The sequence below is a fragment of the Vreelandella sp. 162(4c) genome, from assembly GCF_058152265.1.
Window position 1 is genome coordinate 1,131,707 of the sequence record NZ_CM176981.1, and the last position, 18,281, is coordinate 1,149,987.

Sequence of the window (18,281 nt, forward strand, 5' to 3'; positions counted from 1 at the left end):
GCCGCCGCCTCAAGAGGCGGCGGCGTGAAGCTGCAAATTAGCGTTAGTGAACCTCAAAATCGCTTAAGCACTGCATACCCGCCTCAATCACCGTGCGCTGGGCGCGGCCTACCGGCAGCCATTGAGTGATGGCAAATTCGGCGCTGCGCATCTTGGCAGTATAGAAGGGATCATCACTGCCGTTGTTAAGGGCAGCATGGGCGCTGAGAGCCGCCAGCCCCATCTGCCAAGCACACAGCACGTGGCCCGCCAAGTTCAGGAACGGCGTTGCGTAAGCCTGCACCGCATCTGCGCCGATTTCAGGGTCACTGCCTTGTTCCTGCACAATTGTCTGGGCAGCTTTCAAATCCTCAAGCCCTGCGGCCAAACTACTGCCCAACGCTGACAAAGCGGGGTCGGCATTGAGTTGCTCCACGGTGGCGGAAACGTCGTGAAGCAGCGCAGCGAGCGCTTCGCCATTGTCACGCTGGAGTTTACGTCCCGCCAAGTCGAGTGCCTGAATACCGTTGGTGCCTTCGTAAATAGGCGCAATGCGAGCATCGCGCAGTAGCTGCGCTGCTCCGGTCTCTTCCACATAGCCCATCCCACCGTGCACCTGAATCCCCATGGAGGCGATATCCACTGCCTGATCGGTAGAGAAGCTTTTGATCACTGGAATCAAAATATCCGCGCGGGCCTGGGCGGTTTGGCGGGCTTCGTTACTTTCAGCGTGGCGGGCAGTATCCAACTCGGCAGCGCAGTAGAGCGCCAGCGCACGCAGTGCATCGGTACGTGAGCGCATGGAGAGCAGCATGCGGCGCACGTCTAAATGATCGCTGATACTGCATTCAGCGCCGCCACGGGTTTTGGGAGAGCGCCCTTGGTGACGCTCCAACGCATAGGCAAAGGCGTGCTGGCAGGCACGTTCGGCCACGCCAATACCCTGAATACCGACTTTGTGACGCGCCTCGTTCATCATGGTAAACATATGATTAAGGCCACGCCCTTCTTCGCCAACAAGGTAGCCAATCGCCCCGCCGTTTTCACCAAAGCTCAGGGTGCAGGTGGGCGAGCCATGAATGCCCAGTTTGTGCTCGATAGAGGCGCAGGTGACGTCGTTGCGCTCGCCCAAGGAGCCGTCTTCATTGATCAGGAACTTGGGTACCAGAAACAGGGAAATACCTTTGTTGCCTTCCGGCGCATCGGGTTTGCGGGCTAGCACAAGATGGATAATATTTTCGGCGGCATCGTGTTCGCCCCAGGTGATATAGATCTTCTGGCCGCTGATGCGGTAATGGTCGTTTTCAGGTACCGCGCGAGTGCGTACTTGGGAGAGATCCGAGCCCGCTTGGGATTCGGTCAGGTTCATAGTGCCCGTCCAGGTGCCTTCCACCAGTTTGGGCAAGTAGGTCGCTTTGAGCGCATCGCTACCGTGATGGGCCAGCGCTTCGATAGCGCCAGCGGTCAGCATGGGGCAGAGCCCCAGCGCCATATTGGCACCGTGAAGCATCTCCTGCACCGCACTGGCAACCACTTCTGGCAGGTTCTGACCACCTAGTGCTTCTGATACACCAATACCGTTCCAGCCACCCTCGACATAAGCCTGGTAAGCCGTCGCGAAGCCTTCTGGCGTCGTCACACTGCCATCGGAGTGGCGCTTGGCCCCTTGCTGATCACCAATCTTATTAAGCGGGCCCCAAATGTCACCGGCCAGTTTTGCGGCCTCTTCGAGTACCGCCTCGACCAAGTCTGGCGTGGCCTCTTCAAAGCCCGGCAGGCTAAGCGAACGGTGCGCTAGCAGCTCTTCAAGCACAAAGCGCAAATCGCGTACCGGTGCGGCGTAAACATTCATAGCGAACCTCGGGCTGAAAATTAAACAATTGTTTGAAAGTGTACCCTTGATAGTAGTAACACTCTCTTGCCCACACCATTAGCCCAAGGTATCACCCGCTATGATTAGCGTCCTCACCCGTCTTTACTTTCGCTCACTTGCTTGCTCCACATCATCATAATAAGTGATATGGCTCTCATCTTCCGCAGGCGGCCCTACCACCGGTTCAGCGGCGTCGACGTCCCATACGGCATCTGAGAGATCCTCCAAGTGCTCGTGCTCCAGTGCCCCCTGCATCAACTCCTCGGTGACCACCAGCTCAGCACCAGCAGCGGTCATTGGCGTAGTCGGCGTAAAGGGTGCCACAGGCACAGGCGCCGGGCGCACGCTACGCCGCCAGGAGAAGAACATAACAAAGAACAGACTTAGTGAGCCGAAGGCCCAAAACAGACCCGCATCGCCCATCGCGGTCATCACCGGAGAAATCATTAGCGGGCTGATCGTGGCGCCAATGGAGTTGATCAGCAACAGGCCCTGGCTCATACGCACCAGCGCCCCTGCGGGGGCGCGGTCGGCGGCGTGGCTCACCGCCACCGGGTAGAGCGCAAATACCCCACCGCCAAGCAAGAATAGCAGTACCGCCAACAGCGGCGTAGAGAGCGGCAGCCAAAGCATCGCCGCCGAGATCAGCACGCAGAAACCGCTAATGCCAATCAGTACCATTTGTCGGTCATGGCGATCCGACCAACGGCCAATCGGGTACTGCAGCAGCATCGCGCCCATAATCACCACCGCCATCATCTGCCCCACCTGACTGACACTCATGCCAATACGCTGTAAATAGAGCGGGAGCAGTGTGTACGCTGCGGCTACCACCATCCCAGAGCCTAAACTACCCATCACACCGGTGGGCGTCAGGGTGATCAAACGGTGCGGGGGAAGCGGTTCGGCGTGCTCCATAATCGGTGACACGCGAGGAATCATCGCCATAGGTAGCACAGAGAGCGAGGCCAGTAGCCCAATCACCATAAAGGGCGCAGTGACGCCCATGGCGTTGGTAACACCCAGCAGCAGTTGGCCCAATACACCGGCGGCGTAAAGTGAAATCATATAAAGCGCCAGCAGGCGGCCGCGAACCTTCTGGTCGCCTGACGTGAGCAGCCAGCTTTCGATAACCAGATAAACCCCAACCGTGGCCCAGCCGCCGATAAGGCGCAGTACAAACCAGGCCCAGGGGTCGAAGAACAAGCCTTGCAGCAGCACCGTGACGGCCACTAATGAGGCAAAACTGCCGTAAGCGCGAATATGGCCAATGCGCAGCAACAGGCGGTCATTCACCATTGCGCCCAACGCTAAACCGATAAAGTAAGCCGACGAGACAATACCGATGACCGTGGCCGACTCACCGGCAGCATCCAAGCGCACGGTAATTAAGGTGGCAAGAAAACCGTTGCCAATCCCGAGAATGAAGAGCCCTAACAGGGGCGCCAGCGCCATGGCTAGCAGTTGCCGCGACATGAAAACCTCGTCTTGCCTAAAAGTGGTGAAACAAAGGACTGAAAACAGGCGTAAAAACGCTACTAAGCGTGTTCACAGGAACCGTCATCTCACCTGGCACATCGAGTCAGGCCGGGATAGCGGCGCGCAATTATTACCCCAAAGGGGGCAAAGTCAATGCTTTTCTAACGTTATAATTATTCACGTTAGCGTTTTGTGTAGAATAACCGTGTCTGGCCCAGGAAATTCCACTACTAAACTATTCTTTTGTGCCCACCAACGGAAGGTCTCCTCACTAAAAAAGCTGATATGGGTGGGGTCGCTAATATAGTGCCAGCGGGCAAAAGCCTCCGGCGAAGTGACGCGCTTGGTCATTAAGCCCAGATAGCCACCTGGCGAGAGCTGATCCGCCAACTGCGTAAGCACCTTGCCGGGCTGCGCCAAGTGCTCAACAACTTCTGTGGCGGTGATAAAATCATATATTTGTGTCAAAACTGAGGCATCGGGGGCGTAAAAAAGGTCGTAAATAGCCATCGGGTGCCCCTGCTCTGCGAACATAACCGACAGCGTCGGCCCTGGCCCTGAACCAAAATCAAGACCGCGGGCGTTGGGTTCGAGCTTAGCTAACAGCGGGGTAAATAAACGCCCTAAAAAGCGCCGGTATCCCGTATCATGCGGCGAGTTTTGATGTTTATCGTATTCGGCCTTTTCTGCAGCGGCGCTTAAATGCTGCTCGGGGGGGACAAATACCAGCTTGCACGTGGCACACTGGTAGTAGTCACGACGCCGATCCCGGTGGTAGGGCGCAGTAGTGGGCTCCACACAGAGCGGACAGCAGCGCATCATCGTATTCTCTGGCTTATCGTTACGTATTAAGGAAGGTGGCATGCTATCAGGTCTGGATCATCTTGTTGTAACCGTGACCGATATGGGTCGCGCAGTCGATTTTTACTCACGTGTTTTGGGCCTAGACGTGCGCTATCGCGATGCCCAACGGGTCGATTTAATGCTCGGTGATACGGCACTTCGCCTACATCAAACCGACACCGATATTGCCCCCATTTCAGCCACACCCACCCCTGGCAGCCTGGACTTATGCCTGCGCTGCCAGCTGCCGCTGGATGAGTTCAAGCAGCATTTAGATGCGCTGGCGATAGACGTAGAGCTAGGCCCCGTCGCCCGCCAAGGCGCCACAGGCCCGATTGAGTCGATTTATCTGCGTGACCCGGACGGTAACCTGCTAGAGATTTGCCGCCCCTCTTCGCGTTAATGCTAAGTCTAATGAATCAAGGTATTATATATCGCGCTTAAATAGCGCGCACTGATGTGCCAAGCACCATCACCCACTTCAGCATCTATACAATTGAATGAAAGGAAACGTTATGCTTGATAACGAAAGTGAATCCCCACTCGACGGCCAAGTCGTAAGCGAAGAGCAGAGCTCCCAGCCCGACACAACCATGGCAATGGTTATTTATGCGCTCTATCTGGCCAGTTTTATCCTTGGTTTTACGTCGATTATTGGTGTGGTCATTGCCTATGTCTATAAGGGCAAAGGCCCTACGTGGCTGGACGAGCACTACCGCTACCAGATCCGCACCTTCTGGATAGGATTGGTGTACGGCATTATTTTCTCGATATTGCTCTTTGCAGTGATCGGTTTCCCACTTTTGCTGGCGCTAGCCGTGTGGTTCATTATTCGCTGTGTTAAAGGTTTCAAAGGGCTGCAAGAGAAGCGCGCACCTTCCAATGTAGATACTTGGTTGATTTAACGATGACACCACAGGGGGCTAATAACGCTAGGCGTTTTTCCAAAGCCAGTGCGATCAGTTGGCTGTGGCGTCAACTGTCACGCTGGCCGCTTGCGCGCCTGTGGCGTATTTCTTCGGCGCTCGGCCCCCTGGTTTACCGCTTTAATAAGCGTGAGCGTTGGGTAACCGATCGCAACTTAGCGATCGTTTACCCAGACCTCTCCATTGCTGAACGTAAAACCCTTGGTCAGCACAGTTTACGCCACTCAACGGCTACGATGTTGGAGCTGGGCCACGCCTGGATGGCGGAACCAAACAAGGTAGAGACCAGCATTTTAGCGGTGCACGGTCGCGACAAGCTCGATAACGCCCGCACCGAAGGCCGCGGCGTGATTGTGCTTGCCCCGCACTTCGGCAACTGGGAGGTGCTTAACTTTTGGCTCTCGAGCCATTTCCCTTTCACCGCCATGTACGAGCCACCCAAAATCACCGCCCTCGATCCCGTCATTCGTCATGGCCGCGAGCGTATGGGGGCAAGTTTGGTTCCCACCAACCCCCGCGGCGTTGCGGCACTACTTAAAGCGCTTAAACGCAGCGAAGCGATTGGCATACTACCTGACCAGGAGCCCGACTGGGGCAGCGGCGTTTTTGCACCCTTCTTTGGTCGCGAGGCTTACACCGCCACCCTGCTGCCGAAATTGGTCGCCCGCACCCAGGCACGGGTAGTCACCGGCGTCGCGCTACGTATTCCTGGTAAAGGGTTTGAGATCCATTTTCTGGATGCCGACGAGCGGGTCTATAGCGACGATGATGTGCAGTCTGCCACAGGCGTCAATGCCAGCGTCGAGAGTGCGATTGCCTTGGAGCCTGCACAGTATCAATGGGAGTACAAGCGCTACCGTAAAGTAGTGCAGGAGCAGCAAAATCTAGCCAACTTCCGCGACTATCGTCTTTATTAGGCTGAAAAAGAGAGAACTGATGGCACAACCCCCTATACCCCGCGATGAGATACGCGCTCCGCAGATTATCTACGCGCTTTACTTAGCGGGTATTGTCACTGCCAATATCACCCTGCTGATTGGCGTAATCATCGCCTATGTTTATCGTAAAGAAGCGGCGCCCTGGCTGCAGCAGCACTACCGGTATCTGATCCGCACCTTCTGGATCGGCACGCTCTATGCCGGCATCGCCTTTTTACTCAGCATTGTGATAGTCGGCACCCTGCTCTGGCCGCTGCTAGCGGTATGGCTAGGCGTGCGCTGCGTACTCGGCTGGGTCGATGTTCGCAAAGGGCTAACACCGGCACGCCCTAATAGCTGGCTTTGGTAAGCCGCAAGTCATTCCGCCCTTCACTCATCACCATCCTCGGTGTAAACATCATTTAACTCTCCAAAATCGGCTTGTAGCCAGTGGCGTAATTGGCTCATTCTAGGTGCGTCGCGCGACTCTTCGAGCGTAGGCAACGTGCCGGGAACAAAGCCACGCTTTATAAAGGGCGCCAATAGCTCAGGGTTGCCACTAATAATATGCACCGGTACTGCCGCGCTGGCATCGTCACCGGTAATCAACGGCGCGGCTTGATGATCCCCCAGCACTATCATCAAGGTATTATCATCCACTACACGTTCAGCCCAGCGGCCGGTGACTTTCACAGCGTAGTCCACCGACCAGGCGTAGTGGTCACGAATGCGCTCAATGTCCTGCCACAGCACTTCTGGTGGGTCACCGGCATCCTCCCAGGGGGCAAAAATACGCCCATCGCCAATGGATGACCAATTGTCCAGTACCGGCAGAATCGGCGTCCATGGGGCATGGCTGGAGATCAGTGCCAATTGGGCAAACACCGGTGTCTCACCTAGCAAGTAGCGCTGGGTGTAATCGAGAGTGAATTGATCCGGCATGGTTACCCAGTTGAGAGCAGGCCCGGCGTAAGCGATATCTTTCGCTGCGGCAATTTCATCGAAACCGTAGGCCTCCCCTTCCGGCCACGCCAGGGTAATGGCGGGCATCACACTGAGGGTTCGCTGACCAGTGGCACGAAAATCATCGATCAAAGTGGAGTGGCCGCTGTCCAACATCAGCTGATACCACAGCTGGTTGTCGATCCAGCGGCCGCTGAGGGCTGTCGCGTGGGCTAGCCATGACTGCCCACCACGAATGGGTGAGGCCAACATGCCAGAGACCACGTGAAGGTTATGCTCCCCCAGGCGCTGTTGCATCTCGGCTAGAGTAGGCAGTAGAACGTCGGAGTAACGTGGGTTTTCCAGCGCCGAGATACCGTAGGACTCAATAAAGGTGAGCAGTACATTGCGCCCCGCCAATCCCGGCAGTGGTCGCGCCTCCATGGGTGCGGCCTCCAGCTGTGCAGTAAAGGCGAGGCGGGCGGCGTGGGTATCGGTAATTTGCTGCCACTGAAAACGCGTGGTGTCCACAGCTGGCAAGCGCGCGCTTTCTATCAGCCGTACTCCATTGAGTTCAAGCGCCGCGCCGGTAGTGGCAGTGACCAGCAGCGTTAACGCGACCACGCCAGGCAGGCGCTTAACAGAGTAGGCAACGGGTGGCATCATCAGGCGTGCCAAAACCAGAGTGATGGCTATCAGCAGGGCAACCCCCAGCAGCATTGCGCAAACTGCCAACAGTTGACCTACATTACCTACTAGCAGGTGATAAATTGAGCGCAGCAAAGGTATATCAAGATAAAGATTAAGTGGCCGGGCAAAGGCCATTTGGGTGGCGGCTGCGCCTAGATTCGCGGCGGTTGCCAACATCACCCAACTAACGAGTCCGATGGACACTATGCGGCGCGCTTGGCCGACGGGAAGTAGCAACATGAGCGGCGCAATGATAAGCGCCTCCCAAGCGAGCAAATATGAGCTGATCTCGCCAAAACGCCACCAGAGCGGCGCGATGAGTAAGAAATTCAGCGTTAGAAGCATTAGTAATAATCGACTCATCGCATCCCCATAGGTGCCTACTTTAGCTTACAGTGTCAAAGGTACAGTCTGTCAGCGCTTGGTCTCGTTGAGTAGCTGTACCCAATCGCAAGATAAGAGAGCAAGGAATAAGGCTGCTGAAAAGCGCAATAATCATGTACTGTAATATTTTATCGTATAGTTGTTGTGTAAAAATTTCACGCTTTGCTTGGCTTTAGGCCATGCGCTTTGCAGGCCCTCACCGGAAAGGATTTCGCCCATGCGTTGTAATCAAGTTGGTAGGAAGCCGGTTGCCAAGTGGCGGCCTGGCAAATGGATAGTGTTAATTGGCTGCGCGCTGACCTTGCCAGCGTTGGCCGCAGACGATGCGCACTTCAGGCAGGTTATTGAACGCGCCAAACAGCTTGCTCAAGAAACCTACCAAGCCCCGGAAGAGACCTTACCAGAGGTATTGCGTGAGCTTGATTACGATACCTACCGGCAAATTCGCTTTGATCCCGAACACGCCTACTGGAAAGACGAGAGCCCTTTTAACCTACAGTTATTTCATAGCGGCTTTCTGTTTCAAACCCCGATTGCCTTGAACGTTATCGAAAACGACACGGTAACGCCCCTGCCCTTTTCAGCAGAGGACTACACCTACGATGGCAATGCCGCCGCACTGAAAGAGCAAGACTTAGTCGGCAGCGGCCATGCGGGGTTTCGCCTCCACTACCCTCTTAACAGCGATGACTACGCCGACGAATTTGGTGTATTTCTCGGTGCCAGCTACTTCCGCATTGTCGGGCGTGACCAGGCTTACGGACTATCTACTCGCGGGCTGGCGATCGATACCGCCTCGCCAGATGGCGAAGAGTTCCCGGCATTTCGCGAGTTTTGGCTCTATAAACCCGAGGCTGATGCCGAACAGATTGAACTGCTGGCGTTAATGGATAGCCCCTCGGTCAGCGGCGCCTATCGCTTTGTTATCCAACCCGGTGAGAATACTCAGGTCGAGGTCGAAGCGGAGCTGTTTGCCCGGCAAGATATTGCCAAGCTGGGCGTTGCACCGCTCACCAGTATGTTCACTTATGGTGAGGCAAGCCGCGAGCGGCCGGACGATTTTCGTCCACAGGTGCACGACTCCGATGGCCTACTGATACATGCCGGTAGCGGCGAGTGGATCTGGCGCCCGCTGAGTAACCCATCTCACCTGCATACATCCGCCTTTGTAGACGACTCCCCTCAAGGCTTTGGATTAATGCAACGGGAACGGGATTTTAACCGCTATTTGGATACCGAAGCCCAGTATCACCGTCGCCCCAGCCAATGGATTGTGCCGCTGGATGATTGGGGCCCGGGCCACGTGGAACTTGTCGAAATCCCTACCCCCGATGAGACTCACGACAATATAGTCGCCTACTGGGTGGCGGACGACACCCTGGATGCCGGCGAATCGCGCCGCCTGCACTATCTCACTCACACGCTGAACACTCAGCCTGATGCGCACAATCTTGGCCGCGCCATTCGCACTCGTCATGGCAATGCGGCGGTGCCGGGGCAAGCGGACTCTGCCTCACAAGGCCAGCGCCAGTTTATTGTCGACTTTCAGGGAGGTGCCTTAGAGGAACTCACCGCTGACCAGCCCGTCGAGTTAGACATTAGCGCCCAACACGGCGAGGTACTGCTCCCCCAGGTCACCGCGCTGCCCAACAATGGCTGGCGAGCCAGCTTCCGGCTACCCGCCAGCGATCAACCCAGCGATGTTCGACTAAGGCTCACCTTAAACGGCGAACCAGTTAGCGAAACCTGGAATTACGTGTGGTATCCCGATGACGAATAGCACTTATCAAGCAAACCTTATCTCGCCAGCGCCTGTGTGGATCAAGGCACGTCCATTCAGAGAGCCCAACTAATGCGGCGCATGGCGCTACGACGACTGCGCAGCGCGGGTGGGCTAGCCCGCTCGCTGTTTATTTATTGGCGGCCTGGGCGTCAGCGTGGCCTGCAGCGCCTCTATCAGCCTTTCATACAACCCGGCACCGTTGCCTTTGATATTGGCGCGCATCTAGGCGACCGTAGCGCGGCTTTTCATGCGCTCGGCGCCAAGGTGGTGGCGCTGGAGCCCCAGCCCGACCTCGCCAAATGGTTTAAACGCCTGGTAAAGCCGCCGACCATTACCCTGCTGCCGATGGCGGCGGGCCCTACGGTGGGCTTTGCTGAGATAGCGATCAGCCCCAGCAACCCGACCCTGTCTACCTTGGCCACCGAGTGGCGGGAGCAGATCGGCGAACGCAACGCAGGCTTTAGTCAGGTACGGTGGGAGCAGCGTTTACGGGTGCCGGTGACCACGCTGGATGCGTTAATTGACGAGTATGGCGAGCCCAGCTTTATAAAAATCGACGTTGAAGGTTTTGAGGCGGAGGTTTTGGCGGGGCTAAGTTGCCCGGTGGCCGCGCTGTCGGTGGAGTTTGTGGCAGGCGCCCTGGAAATAAACAACGCCTGCGTGAACCACTTAAGCCGCCTTGGCGAGTACCGCTACAACGTGGTGGCCGGTGAACAACGCCACTTTCGCTGGACCGAGTGGCAAACACCACAAGCGGTTAGCGAGTGGCTAAGCACAGGGGCCGAAGGATTGCCTTCCGGTGACCTGTACGCCTGCCGCTCGGATCATCGATTACTTCTGAATGATGCTTAATACCTAAAGGCTTCTCATTTTATGATTCACCACTGGCAAACCCTCACCGCTCCACAGTTAGCCGAGTTCGCCCAATGCGACCCTGTAGCGGTACTGGTGCTCGGGGCCATTGAACAGCACGGCACTCACCTCCCTTTAGCCACCGACTTGACCATTGGCGAGGGGCTGCAAACCGCTATGTTGGAGAAGCTGGATACCCACCTGAACGTAATCTGCCTACCGCCGATTGCGGTGGGCGCCAGCGACGAGCACGCCAATTTTCCCGGCACGCTCAGCCTACCCGCGCCGCTGGCCATTGCTACTCTTGAAGCCTACGGCGACAGCTTAGCCCACGCCGGCATTCGCCGCCTGGTGCTGATTAACAGCCATGGTGGTAATAAGGCAGTGATGGATTTGGCAGGGTTAACCCTGCGTCGGCGGCATGGTATGCGCGTGGTCAAAGCGACTTACACACGGCTACCACCGCTAGAGGGCGCGATTGCCTTTGAAGAGTTGCGCTACGGCTTACACGGCGGACTGCTCGAAACCGCTATGATGCTCTATTTAGCGCCAACGCTGGTGCAGTTGGACGGCTATCAGGCCACCCCGCCTGCAGCGCCCCAAGGCGATGCATTAGTGAGCGCAGAAGGTGCTGCGGCTTTTGCCTGGCTGGCGGAAGACTTAAGCACCCAAGGTGTCGCGGGCGATGCCAGCCAAGCCAGCGCTGAACTAGGCGAGCAACTGGTTCAACACTACGCAAGACAGTTAGCAGCAGTGGTAAAAGAAACCGCCCAACTACCACCGCTAACCAACTAATGACAGCCCCGTCACTAGGTTCGTGTTGGTTCATGTTTAGCGCTTAGTACGGTTTAACGCTGGCTACTGAGCACATCTTCCAACAAGTGCCCGCCTCGGGTGGCTTTGGCATTTAGATAGCGCTGGTTGTGGTCGGTAACGCTGCCGTACAGCGCCTGGCGTGATACCACTTCAATACCACCCTGACGCAACGCTTCCATCTTCAAGGGGTTGTTGGTCAGCAGTTGAACTTGGTCGATATTGAGCGCATTGAGCATATCCACAGCCACCGCATACTGGCGCTCATCGTCACCAAAACCGAGTACTTGATCCGCATCCACGGTATCCAGGCCACCATCCTGTAAGGTGTAGGCGCGTAGTTTATTGGCTAAGCCAATGCCCCGGCCCTCTTGAGCCAAATAGAGCAGCACACCGCCACCCATGGCTTGAATATCCGCCACGGCGTTGCGTAGCTGCTCGCCGCAATCGCAACGCAGACTGCCGAACAGGTCACCGGTTAAACACGCCGAGTGCAGGCGTAGCGGCACCGCGCCTTCCCAGCGCTCCGGTTTACCGATCACCACAGCAACGTGCTCACGCAGGCCGTCCGGCTCACGGAAAAGCACAAAGCGGCTGTCGGCAGCATCCTCGAGGGGGATATTCGCTTCGCTCACCCGCTTGAGCATGCCCGGCGCCCCAGCAAGGCATTGTGTAGCGTCTTCAGCGCTGACTTGCAGCAGGCGTCCTTCTGCCAACTGCTGCTCAATGGTCGCTGTAGCCTCTTGGCTAACAAAAGCGCAGAGCGCTGCGGGAATCAGCAGGGCTCTGCGCATCAGCGTCACGGCGCCTAGTTCGGCTATTCCGGCGGGCTTTAACCCGCTCAGTAACCCACCCGCAGGTTGTGAAAGCGTTTCCGCCGTGGCCAAGCCATTCAGCTCATTGGTGCTAATGTGAGCTACCAGCGGTAGGCTGGCGGCCTCGGCGGACAAGTTCATGCCCATCGCCGTCAGGCGGTGACGAGTAAGCACCAGCGAAGGCCGCTCGCCTGCTAGCAAAGCCAGCGCTTCGACCGATTCACTGCCTTCCAGCGCCTGCACGAGCAAACGCTGCCCACTGGCATTCACCACCACTGGCAATCCACGGCGGATGTCGAAAATAGCGCGTTCAATCTGGTACATGTAGGCCTCCTGGCTTCCTTACGAGGGGGATGGCGCACGCTCGCGCTGAGCTATTTGCTCTGAACTGAATGAATGGCTGCCCCGAACGGCTTGCTCTTAACCAAGAAGCGCCCGCATGATGAAGCGAATCTTTAAGCGCGGAGGCGTCATGCCCGAATCTCATGTCAACACGATTACACTGGCCGACGCCTGGAATTGGCTGTTGGCACTGCGTCATCGGCGTCCTAGCGATGTGGCGATTAAGGTGTCGCCAACCGGCGAGTGGCAAACGGCTAAAGCGATCACCGCTGAGGCGCGAGAGCTGCTCGATTGCCTGACCCCGCTGGCCAGTCGACCGGCGTGGGTGGTGGCGCAGCTGGGACAGAGTATGGATGGCCGCATTGCCACGGAAAGTGGCCACTCCCACTACATCAACGGCCATGAAAGTTTGGTTCACCTGCATCGTCTGCGCGCTTTGGTCGACGCAGTGGTGGTCGGCGCGGGTACCGCCAGCGCCGATAACCCGCAGCTGACCGTGCGCCATGTTAGCGGCACTAACCCGATGCGGGTGGTGCTGGATCCACGCGGCCGCATTCCCAGCGACTTGGCACTGCTGAACACCAATAACGCCCCGACGCTGCATATCATGGGGTCTGAGCTGCAGGCAACGGCGAGCGTGGCCCACGTTGAACGTTGCGTACTGCCGCTGAATGCCAGCGGTCAGTTCAATCCCAAAGATGTTGTCACCCTGCTGGCCAAAAAGGGCTTGCCGCGGGTACTGATAGAGGGTGGCGGCATTACGGTGTCTCAGTTTATCGAAGCGGGTGCCGTTGACCGTCTGCATCTGTTGGTCGCCCCGCTGCTGATCGGCTCCGGTAGGCCAGGGCTGCAAATGACGCCTATTGAGACCCTTGAGAGTGCGCTGCGCCCGCCCATGCGGACTTTCCGCTGCGGTGACGACACGCTGTTCGATCTGCGACTGCGGGATACTACCGCCTGAAGGTTGCGCTTTTTCACGACGACTCAGCGCCACCCAGATACCCGGTAGGCTCGCCAGCAACACCAGCACCCCGTAAGCCAATGACACCGCCACGCCTTGAGCGGGTGGCAGGCCGACCAGCGCCCAGACCCCGGCAGCGGCGCCTTCACGCAATCCCCATCCGGCTACCGAAAACGGGATCAGCATGGCCAGTAGCAGTACCGGTGTCAGCGCCAGCACTTGCAGCGACGGTAGCTCAACGCCAATCGCCCGAGCCGCACAGACCATTACCAGACCATAGCTCAACACAATCACCAGAGACGAAAGCAACTGCTGGGGCCACACGCCGTGCCGCAACAAACCACGCCTTACATCGCGCGCCAGGGCTTGACACCAGCTCGGCAGCCTTGTCAGCCCATGGCTAAAACGTTGGCGCAGCAGCAGGCCGCTGGCGATGAGCGCCGCAAGAGCGGCGAATGCGCTTAACCCCACCGCTGTGATCACTGACTCACCCAGCGCGGCATGCCAGAGCGGTGAGAAAAGCAGCGCGGTTAGCGTTAGCATCACCACGGCGACCTGCCCCGAGGCGCGCTCAATAATCACCGCTCGCCAGGCGCGCCCCCTAGACTGCGCTTGAGTGGCATGGCGGTGCGCCCGCCCGGCGTCGCCTAATACACCGCCGGGCAACAGCTGATTGACCAGTAGGGCCAGGTAGTACTCCCGTAGCGCGTAAGCAAACCGCAGCGGTACATCAATAAGACCCGCGGTAAACTGCCAGCGCCAGGCGCAAAGCATGATCTGTAGCGTGCTGATGGCTAACGCCAGCACGACCCACTCCGCGGAGAAACGTTGCACCTCCGCCACAATCGCCTGGGGCTCCACCCACAACGCCACCGCACCCAGCAACGCTATGCTGACCACCATGCGGCGTAGCCATGGGCTTCTCCGCGCCAGCTTTTTATAACAAGCCCCCAGTCGAGTGAACATACCTTGATCAGGCCCCATAGGATTAGGCCTCTTCCCTGGGGTTGGCAAACAGAGGCGTAGCAAACAGGTCGCGGTGCCCCACCCAAATACCCCGTTCGCCATTGGCCACCGCCTGCTGGCGCTGCTGTAACCAGGTGGCAATACGCGCCGCCGCTTCCGGGGCTTGCTCGGTGGCAGCTTCGGCCCAGCCTTCGAGTAGCGCCATCATTAACGGCTGCTGTTCTTGACTGCCAGCAGCGAGCTGCCACGGTGTTTCAGCTTGTTCAATGCGATAATCAGCCCTCTCTAACGCGGCAACTAATGCCCCGTGCGCCTGCCCGCCTAGTGCATCACCTAAACCTTTATCGCGCTGCTGGTGAGCCATAAACATCGCCTGCAGCCAGCGGTCTTCGTCATCCAGCACCGGCGCGCCTTGAGGGTCAATAAAGTGCCACTCACCGGTCACGCTTAGCGCTATCAGCAGCGCCTGCTGCTGCCCAGCGATGCGGGTCACCAAGGCATCGATCCATTGTTGGGAGACCAGATCTAGCAGCGCCGATGCGGTGACGAGGTACGCGTCGTCAAGTGGCACCTCGGCAAGCGCCTCCAGCGATATGCAGTACGTCTCAATGGCCACGGGCTGCCCTTGGCTATTGCTTAATCCGGCAGCACACTGGCGCGCCTGGGCTAACAAAATGGCGTCGTGATCGATCAGCTTCCAGCGCTGGTGGCCATTCAGGCGCGGCGCCAGAAAGCGCATGTTACTGCCCCGGCCGCAGCCAAGATCCGCTATCAGCGGCGCCGGAGTACGCGCGCTCAGCCACTTCGCGGCAAGCTCAGCCAAGGGCTGGCTACGGGAATCGACATCAGCCGCCTCCCGCAGCGTCAGCCAGTCGGACGCAAACTGGCTGCCTGGGCGCAAATTTGGAGAATCGGCGGGCGCAGTTAACGCCGTGGCAAACTTAGCCCCCGCTTCTTGCCAGTCGCTTAACGCATCCAGGGCCTGGGCCGCTCCCTGGCGCAGTTGGTGGCGTAGTTTGTCGTCATGGCAAAAACGGCTGAGGGCATCTTGAAGCGCGTCGACGTCACCCGGTTCAACGCTCAAACCAGCGCCTGCAGGCAAGGTATCGCGAAGCGCACCACCGGTAGTGGTAATCACTGGCAGGCCGTGGGCCAGGGCTTCGGTGACCACCATACCGTAGCCTTCATACCAAGAGGGCAGTACCAGCGCATGGGCGCTGCGATAGGCCGCTTCCAGCGTAGCGCCATCGCACTCGCCGTGAAGCCGTACGCTGTCTTGCAAGCCGTTCTGATCAATCAGTTGCTGTACACGCTGGGTAAAAGTGGCATCCCGGGCGCCACCGTAGCAGTCGCATTGCCAGTGATCGCCGCTAACGCCCGCCAATGCCTTTACCAGAATATCCTGCCCTTTGCGCGGCGTTAACGTTGCCACACATAGCAAACGTAGTAGCTCACCCGGTTCTGCTGCGGAGCTGATCGGCGCCTGGGCAACACCCGGCTCAACCACAGTGACACTGGGATTGAGTGGCATTTCATAGTGAGCCGCCAGCTCAGGTAAGCGCCGGGCGGTAAAGTGACTGGTGACGATAATCCGCGCCACGTGGGCAAGCGCGTTTAACTCGCTGCGATGAAAGCGCTGCTGATCAGCCTCATCAAGGCCCAATTCATCGCCTAAGGGGTGGTGCAGCAACGCTGTGATTTCCAGCCGCTGGGCATGTTGGGCAACCACCTCCGGCAGCGCTCCCATGGCCAGGCCATCAATCACCACCGCCGCCTGATCGGGAAGCGACGCTAGGGCCTGAGTGAGCGCTTCTGCTGCCTCGGCATCCGCATCAGGAAACGTGCCAGCCAAGCCGACGACGTCAATTTCCCATCCCTGGTCACGCAGGGCCGAGACAATTTGGGCGTCGTAAATATAGCCGCCGGTACGCTGAGCAGGGTCACCGGCAACGATAAGGTTAAACCGCTTACTCATAGAGCGCCTTCATAGCTTGCCCAGGCTACATGGGATTCATGTAGCTTGATCTCCATATGGGTAATCCCTTTGGCGGTGATGCCCATTTTGCCCTCACCAATCGCCTTGGCGAGCTGGTCAAAGATCACCTTGGCCATGAACTCGGTGGTGGTATTTTTACCCGCGAACTCGGGCACTTCATCCAAATTACAGAAGTTGTAACCTACCAGTACTGATTTTACCGTTTCGCTGGCAAGGCCGATATCGATCACCAGGCCGTCCTCATCCAGCTCGGGGCGCTGAAAAACCACATCGACAACATAGGTAGCGCCGTGGGTACGCTGGGCAGGGCCAAAGATCTCACCATTGAAACTGTGGGCGATCATAAAGTGGTCACGGACACATAAACGAAACATAGAGACTCCAAATGATAAGAAACCTCTGATTAACTATTGCGCTCGACCATACGGCGTTAAAAATCGCCTCAAAATGCTCATTTACAACCCGTAAACTCCGCTTTTTCGTTGATTTTTGCCTTGTCTGGCCTTCGCTCATTACGTTAATCAGAGGCTCCATAAGTAAATAGGTTATGAGGGGTAGCGCAGGCGGTGACAGAGCTCAACGCTACCACGGCCAAACAACTGAGGAGCAAGCGTGGGCAGTTGTGCAAAGTCGCTTTCACCGCTGATTAGCGCATCCAACCGCTCGTCTACCAGCAGGCTCAGCGCTAATTGAAGGCGGCGCTGGTAGTCCCAGCGGGGACGTAGTTTGGGTGGCAGCTGGCCTACCTGGCTGGCCTTGAGCGTCAGTCGCTGGGAGTGAAAAGCTCCGCCCAATGGGATCGCAATATCCCCCTGGCCAAACCAGCTCATTTCGATAATGCGCCCTTCGCTGCCCGCTAACGCCAGTGCTTGGCGCAAGCCGGCGGACTGGCCGCTGGCGTGGATCACGCAATCTTGGTCATGAAGGGCTTGTTCGGGAGTGCAGAAGATCACGCCCAACTGCTCGGCAAGCTGGCGACGCTCAGGGTTAATATCGACTAACTGAACGGTAACACCAGGCACCTGAGCGCACAGGTACGCTACCAGCGCACCGACGACACCGGCGCCCATAATAGTGATTCGCTCACCCAGCATCGGCTCGGCGTCCCACACGCCATTGATGGCGGTTTCCATATTGGCCGCCAAGACGGCACGTTTAGCAGGCACATTGGTGGGTACTTCCAGCACTGCCGAAGCAGGCACAATGTAGTGATCCTGGTGGGGAAACAGGCAAAAAACGGTTTTATCCAGGAGAACGCTTGGCCCCTGCTCAACGCGGCCAACGCTGCAGTAGCCATATTTGACCGGGGCAGGAAACTCACCCGACTGGAAGGGAGCCCGCATGCGCGAGAATTCGCTTTCAGGCACACGACCATTGAACACCAACGATTCGGTGCCGCGGCTGATACCACTGTATAAGGTACGTATACGCACCTCATCCTGGGCGGGAGGACTTAGTTGTTCACGCCTCATCTCGCCTTGTGCTGGGTTGGTCACCCAAAAGGCGGTGGCCCAGGTTTTTTTAGCGGCATTGGGAGCTTTGCCAACATCGTCAAGCGCCGACATGAGCGTTCCTTTTCGTTACGAGCCCACTTGATTCGGGCTCTCTTTCATTCCGTTGAATGTGGCGTGGCACCATTGCGCTGCAAGTTAGGGATAAGAGACACGCCGTGTGTCTCAGCCCCCGAGTATAATGTGTGGCCATGCATTGCATGGCCTTA

At 57.5% G+C, this 18,281-nt stretch carries 16 protein-coding genes and 1 pseudogene; 8 read left to right on the forward strand and 9 right to left on the reverse strand.

The annotated features are described in order from the left end of the window. Positions 1-43: 43 nt before the first annotated feature. From AC4EYZ_RS05100 to AC4EYZ_RS05110, 3 genes are all read right to left on the reverse strand, one after another. Entirely contained in the window at positions 44-1,831 is a 1,788-nt protein-coding gene (locus AC4EYZ_RS05100; protein ID WP_022520527.1) for an acyl-CoA dehydrogenase, read from the reverse strand. Positions 1,832-1,954: 123 nt separating this feature from the next. Then, positions 1,955-3,328 carry an MFS transporter gene (locus AC4EYZ_RS05105; RefSeq protein ID WP_009287257.1) on the reverse strand — a complete coding sequence of 458 codons (1,374 nt, stop codon included), beginning with the start codon at positions 3,326-3,328 and terminating at the stop codon, positions 1,955-1,957. 180 nt (positions 3,329-3,508) lie between these two features. Next, entirely contained in the window at positions 3,509-4,153 is a 645-nt protein-coding gene (locus AC4EYZ_RS05110) for a class I SAM-dependent methyltransferase (RefSeq protein ID WP_022520528.1), read from the reverse strand. A 40-nt stretch (positions 4,154-4,193) separates the two neighbouring features. Between AC4EYZ_RS05110 and AC4EYZ_RS05115 the strand changes: the two genes are divergently transcribed. From AC4EYZ_RS05115 to AC4EYZ_RS05130, 4 genes are all read left to right on the forward strand, one after another. Then, positions 4,194-4,577, forward strand: coding sequence for a VOC family protein (locus AC4EYZ_RS05115; protein ID WP_022520529.1), 384 nt, complete (start codon positions 4,194-4,196; stop codon positions 4,575-4,577). Positions 4,578-4,689: 112 nt separating this feature from the next. Then, positions 4,690-5,079, forward strand: coding sequence for a DUF4870 family protein (locus AC4EYZ_RS05120; RefSeq protein WP_022520530.1), 390 nt, complete (start codon positions 4,690-4,692; stop codon positions 5,077-5,079). A gap of 2 nt (positions 5,080-5,081) precedes the next feature. Then, positions 5,082-6,017 carry a lysophospholipid acyltransferase family protein gene (locus AC4EYZ_RS05125; protein WP_022520531.1) on the forward strand — a complete coding sequence of 312 codons (936 nt, stop codon included), beginning with the start codon at positions 5,082-5,084 and terminating at the stop codon, positions 6,015-6,017. A 19-nt stretch (positions 6,018-6,036) separates the two neighbouring features. Further along, complete coding sequence (locus tag AC4EYZ_RS05130) at positions 6,037-6,387, forward strand: DUF4870 family protein (RefSeq protein ID WP_022520532.1); 351 nt, start codon at positions 6,037-6,039, stop codon at positions 6,385-6,387. Between the two features lie 20 nt (positions 6,388-6,407). On the opposite strand, the gene AC4EYZ_RS05135 is transcribed toward AC4EYZ_RS05130, so the two are convergent. Then, a complete protein-coding gene (locus tag AC4EYZ_RS05135) occupies positions 6,408-8,012 on the reverse strand; it encodes an alkaline phosphatase family protein (protein ID WP_022520533.1) in 1,605 nt (534 codons plus the stop codon). A 238-nt stretch (positions 8,013-8,250) separates the two neighbouring features. Here AC4EYZ_RS05135 and AC4EYZ_RS05140 point away from each other — a divergent pair, with 238 nt between their 5' ends. From AC4EYZ_RS05140 to AC4EYZ_RS05150, 3 genes are all read left to right on the forward strand, one after another. Beyond that, positions 8,251-9,813 carry an OpgD/OpgG family glucan biosynthesis protein gene (locus AC4EYZ_RS05140; protein WP_022520534.1) on the forward strand — a complete coding sequence of 521 codons (1,563 nt, stop codon included), beginning with the start codon at positions 8,251-8,253 and terminating at the stop codon, positions 9,811-9,813. 72 nt (positions 9,814-9,885) lie between these two features. After that, positions 9,886-10,668, forward strand: a complete 783-nt coding sequence (locus AC4EYZ_RS05145; RefSeq protein WP_022520535.1) for an FkbM family methyltransferase — start codon at positions 9,886-9,888, stop codon at positions 10,666-10,668. Positions 10,669-10,689: 21 nt separating this feature from the next. Continuing rightward, positions 10,690-11,463, forward strand: a complete 774-nt coding sequence (locus AC4EYZ_RS05150; RefSeq protein WP_022520536.1) for a creatininase family protein — start codon at positions 10,690-10,692, stop codon at positions 11,461-11,463. Between the two features lie 53 nt (positions 11,464-11,516). Here the strand turns inward: AC4EYZ_RS05150 and ribA are convergent, their stop codons facing one another. Continuing rightward, complete coding sequence (gene ribA, locus AC4EYZ_RS05155) at positions 11,517-12,620, reverse strand: GTP cyclohydrolase II RibA (protein WP_022520537.1); 1,104 nt, start codon at positions 12,618-12,620, stop codon at positions 11,517-11,519. 367 nt (positions 12,621-12,987) lie between these two features. Here ribA and AC4EYZ_RS05160 point away from each other — a divergent pair, with 367 nt between their 5' ends. Further along, positions 12,988-13,599: a RibD family protein gene (locus tag AC4EYZ_RS05160; RefSeq protein ID WP_238326115.1), complete on the forward strand. Its 612-nt coding sequence runs from the start codon at positions 12,988-12,990 to the stop codon at positions 13,597-13,599. Between the two features lie 60 nt (positions 13,600-13,659). Here the strand turns inward: AC4EYZ_RS05160 and AC4EYZ_RS05165 are convergent. From AC4EYZ_RS05165 to AC4EYZ_RS05180, 4 genes and pseudogenes are all read right to left on the reverse strand, one after another. Further along, positions 13,660-14,667 (reverse strand): annotated as a pseudogene (locus AC4EYZ_RS05165) (lysylphosphatidylglycerol synthase transmembrane domain-containing protein); the annotation flags it as partial. Then, on the reverse strand, positions 14,588-16,540 hold the full coding sequence (locus AC4EYZ_RS05170) for a glycosyltransferase (RefSeq protein WP_022520540.1): 1,953 nt from the start codon (positions 16,538-16,540) through the stop codon (positions 14,588-14,590). The pseudogene AC4EYZ_RS05165 and the gene AC4EYZ_RS05170, both read right to left, overlap by 80 nt. Next, positions 16,537-16,935, reverse strand: a complete 399-nt coding sequence (locus AC4EYZ_RS05175) for a 6-pyruvoyl trahydropterin synthase family protein (protein ID WP_022520541.1) — start codon at positions 16,933-16,935, stop codon at positions 16,537-16,539. Before AC4EYZ_RS05175 ends, AC4EYZ_RS05170 begins: the two co-directional genes overlap by 4 nt. 171 nt (positions 16,936-17,106) lie before the next feature. Then, positions 17,107-18,126, reverse strand: a complete 1,020-nt coding sequence (locus tag AC4EYZ_RS05180) for a zinc-dependent alcohol dehydrogenase (RefSeq protein WP_022520542.1) — start codon at positions 18,124-18,126, stop codon at positions 17,107-17,109. Positions 18,127-18,281 lie beyond the last annotated feature (155 nt).

Excerpts from the sequence above, each read along its gene's own strand:
- AC4EYZ_RS05100 (WP_022520527.1), bottom strand. The coding sequence starts at position 1,831 with ATGAATGTTTACGCCGCACCGGTACGCGATTTGCGCTTTGTGCTTGAA.
- AC4EYZ_RS05105 (WP_009287257.1), bottom strand. The coding sequence starts at position 3,328 with ATGTCGCGGCAACTGCTAGCCATGGCGCTGGCGCCCCTGTTAGGGCTC.
- AC4EYZ_RS05110 (WP_022520528.1), bottom strand. The coding sequence starts at position 4,153 with ATGATGCGCTGCTGTCCGCTCTGTGTGGAGCCCACTACTGCGCCCTAC.
- AC4EYZ_RS05115 (WP_022520529.1), top strand. The coding sequence starts at position 4,194 with ATGCTATCAGGTCTGGATCATCTTGTTGTAACCGTGACCGATATGGGT.
- AC4EYZ_RS05120 (WP_022520530.1), top strand. The coding sequence starts at position 4,690 with ATGCTTGATAACGAAAGTGAATCCCCACTCGACGGCCAAGTCGTAAGC.
- AC4EYZ_RS05125 (WP_022520531.1), top strand. The coding sequence starts at position 5,082 with ATGACACCACAGGGGGCTAATAACGCTAGGCGTTTTTCCAAAGCCAGT.
- AC4EYZ_RS05130 (WP_022520532.1), top strand. The coding sequence starts at position 6,037 with ATGGCACAACCCCCTATACCCCGCGATGAGATACGCGCTCCGCAGATT.
- AC4EYZ_RS05135 (WP_022520533.1), bottom strand. The coding sequence starts at position 8,012 with ATGAGTCGATTATTACTAATGCTTCTAACGCTGAATTTCTTACTCATC.
- AC4EYZ_RS05140 (WP_022520534.1), top strand. The coding sequence starts at position 8,251 with ATGCGTTGTAATCAAGTTGGTAGGAAGCCGGTTGCCAAGTGGCGGCCT.
- AC4EYZ_RS05145 (WP_022520535.1), top strand. The coding sequence starts at position 9,886 with ATGCGGCGCATGGCGCTACGACGACTGCGCAGCGCGGGTGGGCTAGCC.
- AC4EYZ_RS05150 (WP_022520536.1), top strand. The coding sequence starts at position 10,690 with ATGATTCACCACTGGCAAACCCTCACCGCTCCACAGTTAGCCGAGTTC.
- ribA (WP_022520537.1), bottom strand. The coding sequence starts at position 12,620 with ATGTACCAGATTGAACGCGCTATTTTCGACATCCGCCGTGGATTGCCA.
- AC4EYZ_RS05160 (WP_238326115.1), top strand. The coding sequence starts at position 12,988 with ATGGATGGCCGCATTGCCACGGAAAGTGGCCACTCCCACTACATCAAC.
- AC4EYZ_RS05170 (WP_022520540.1), bottom strand. The coding sequence starts at position 16,540 with ATGAGTAAGCGGTTTAACCTTATCGTTGCCGGTGACCCTGCTCAGCGT.
- AC4EYZ_RS05175 (WP_022520541.1), bottom strand. The coding sequence starts at position 16,935 with ATGTTTCGTTTATGTGTCCGTGACCACTTTATGATCGCCCACAGTTTC.
- AC4EYZ_RS05180 (WP_022520542.1), bottom strand. The coding sequence starts at position 18,126 with ATGTCGGCGCTTGACGATGTTGGCAAAGCTCCCAATGCCGCTAAAAAA.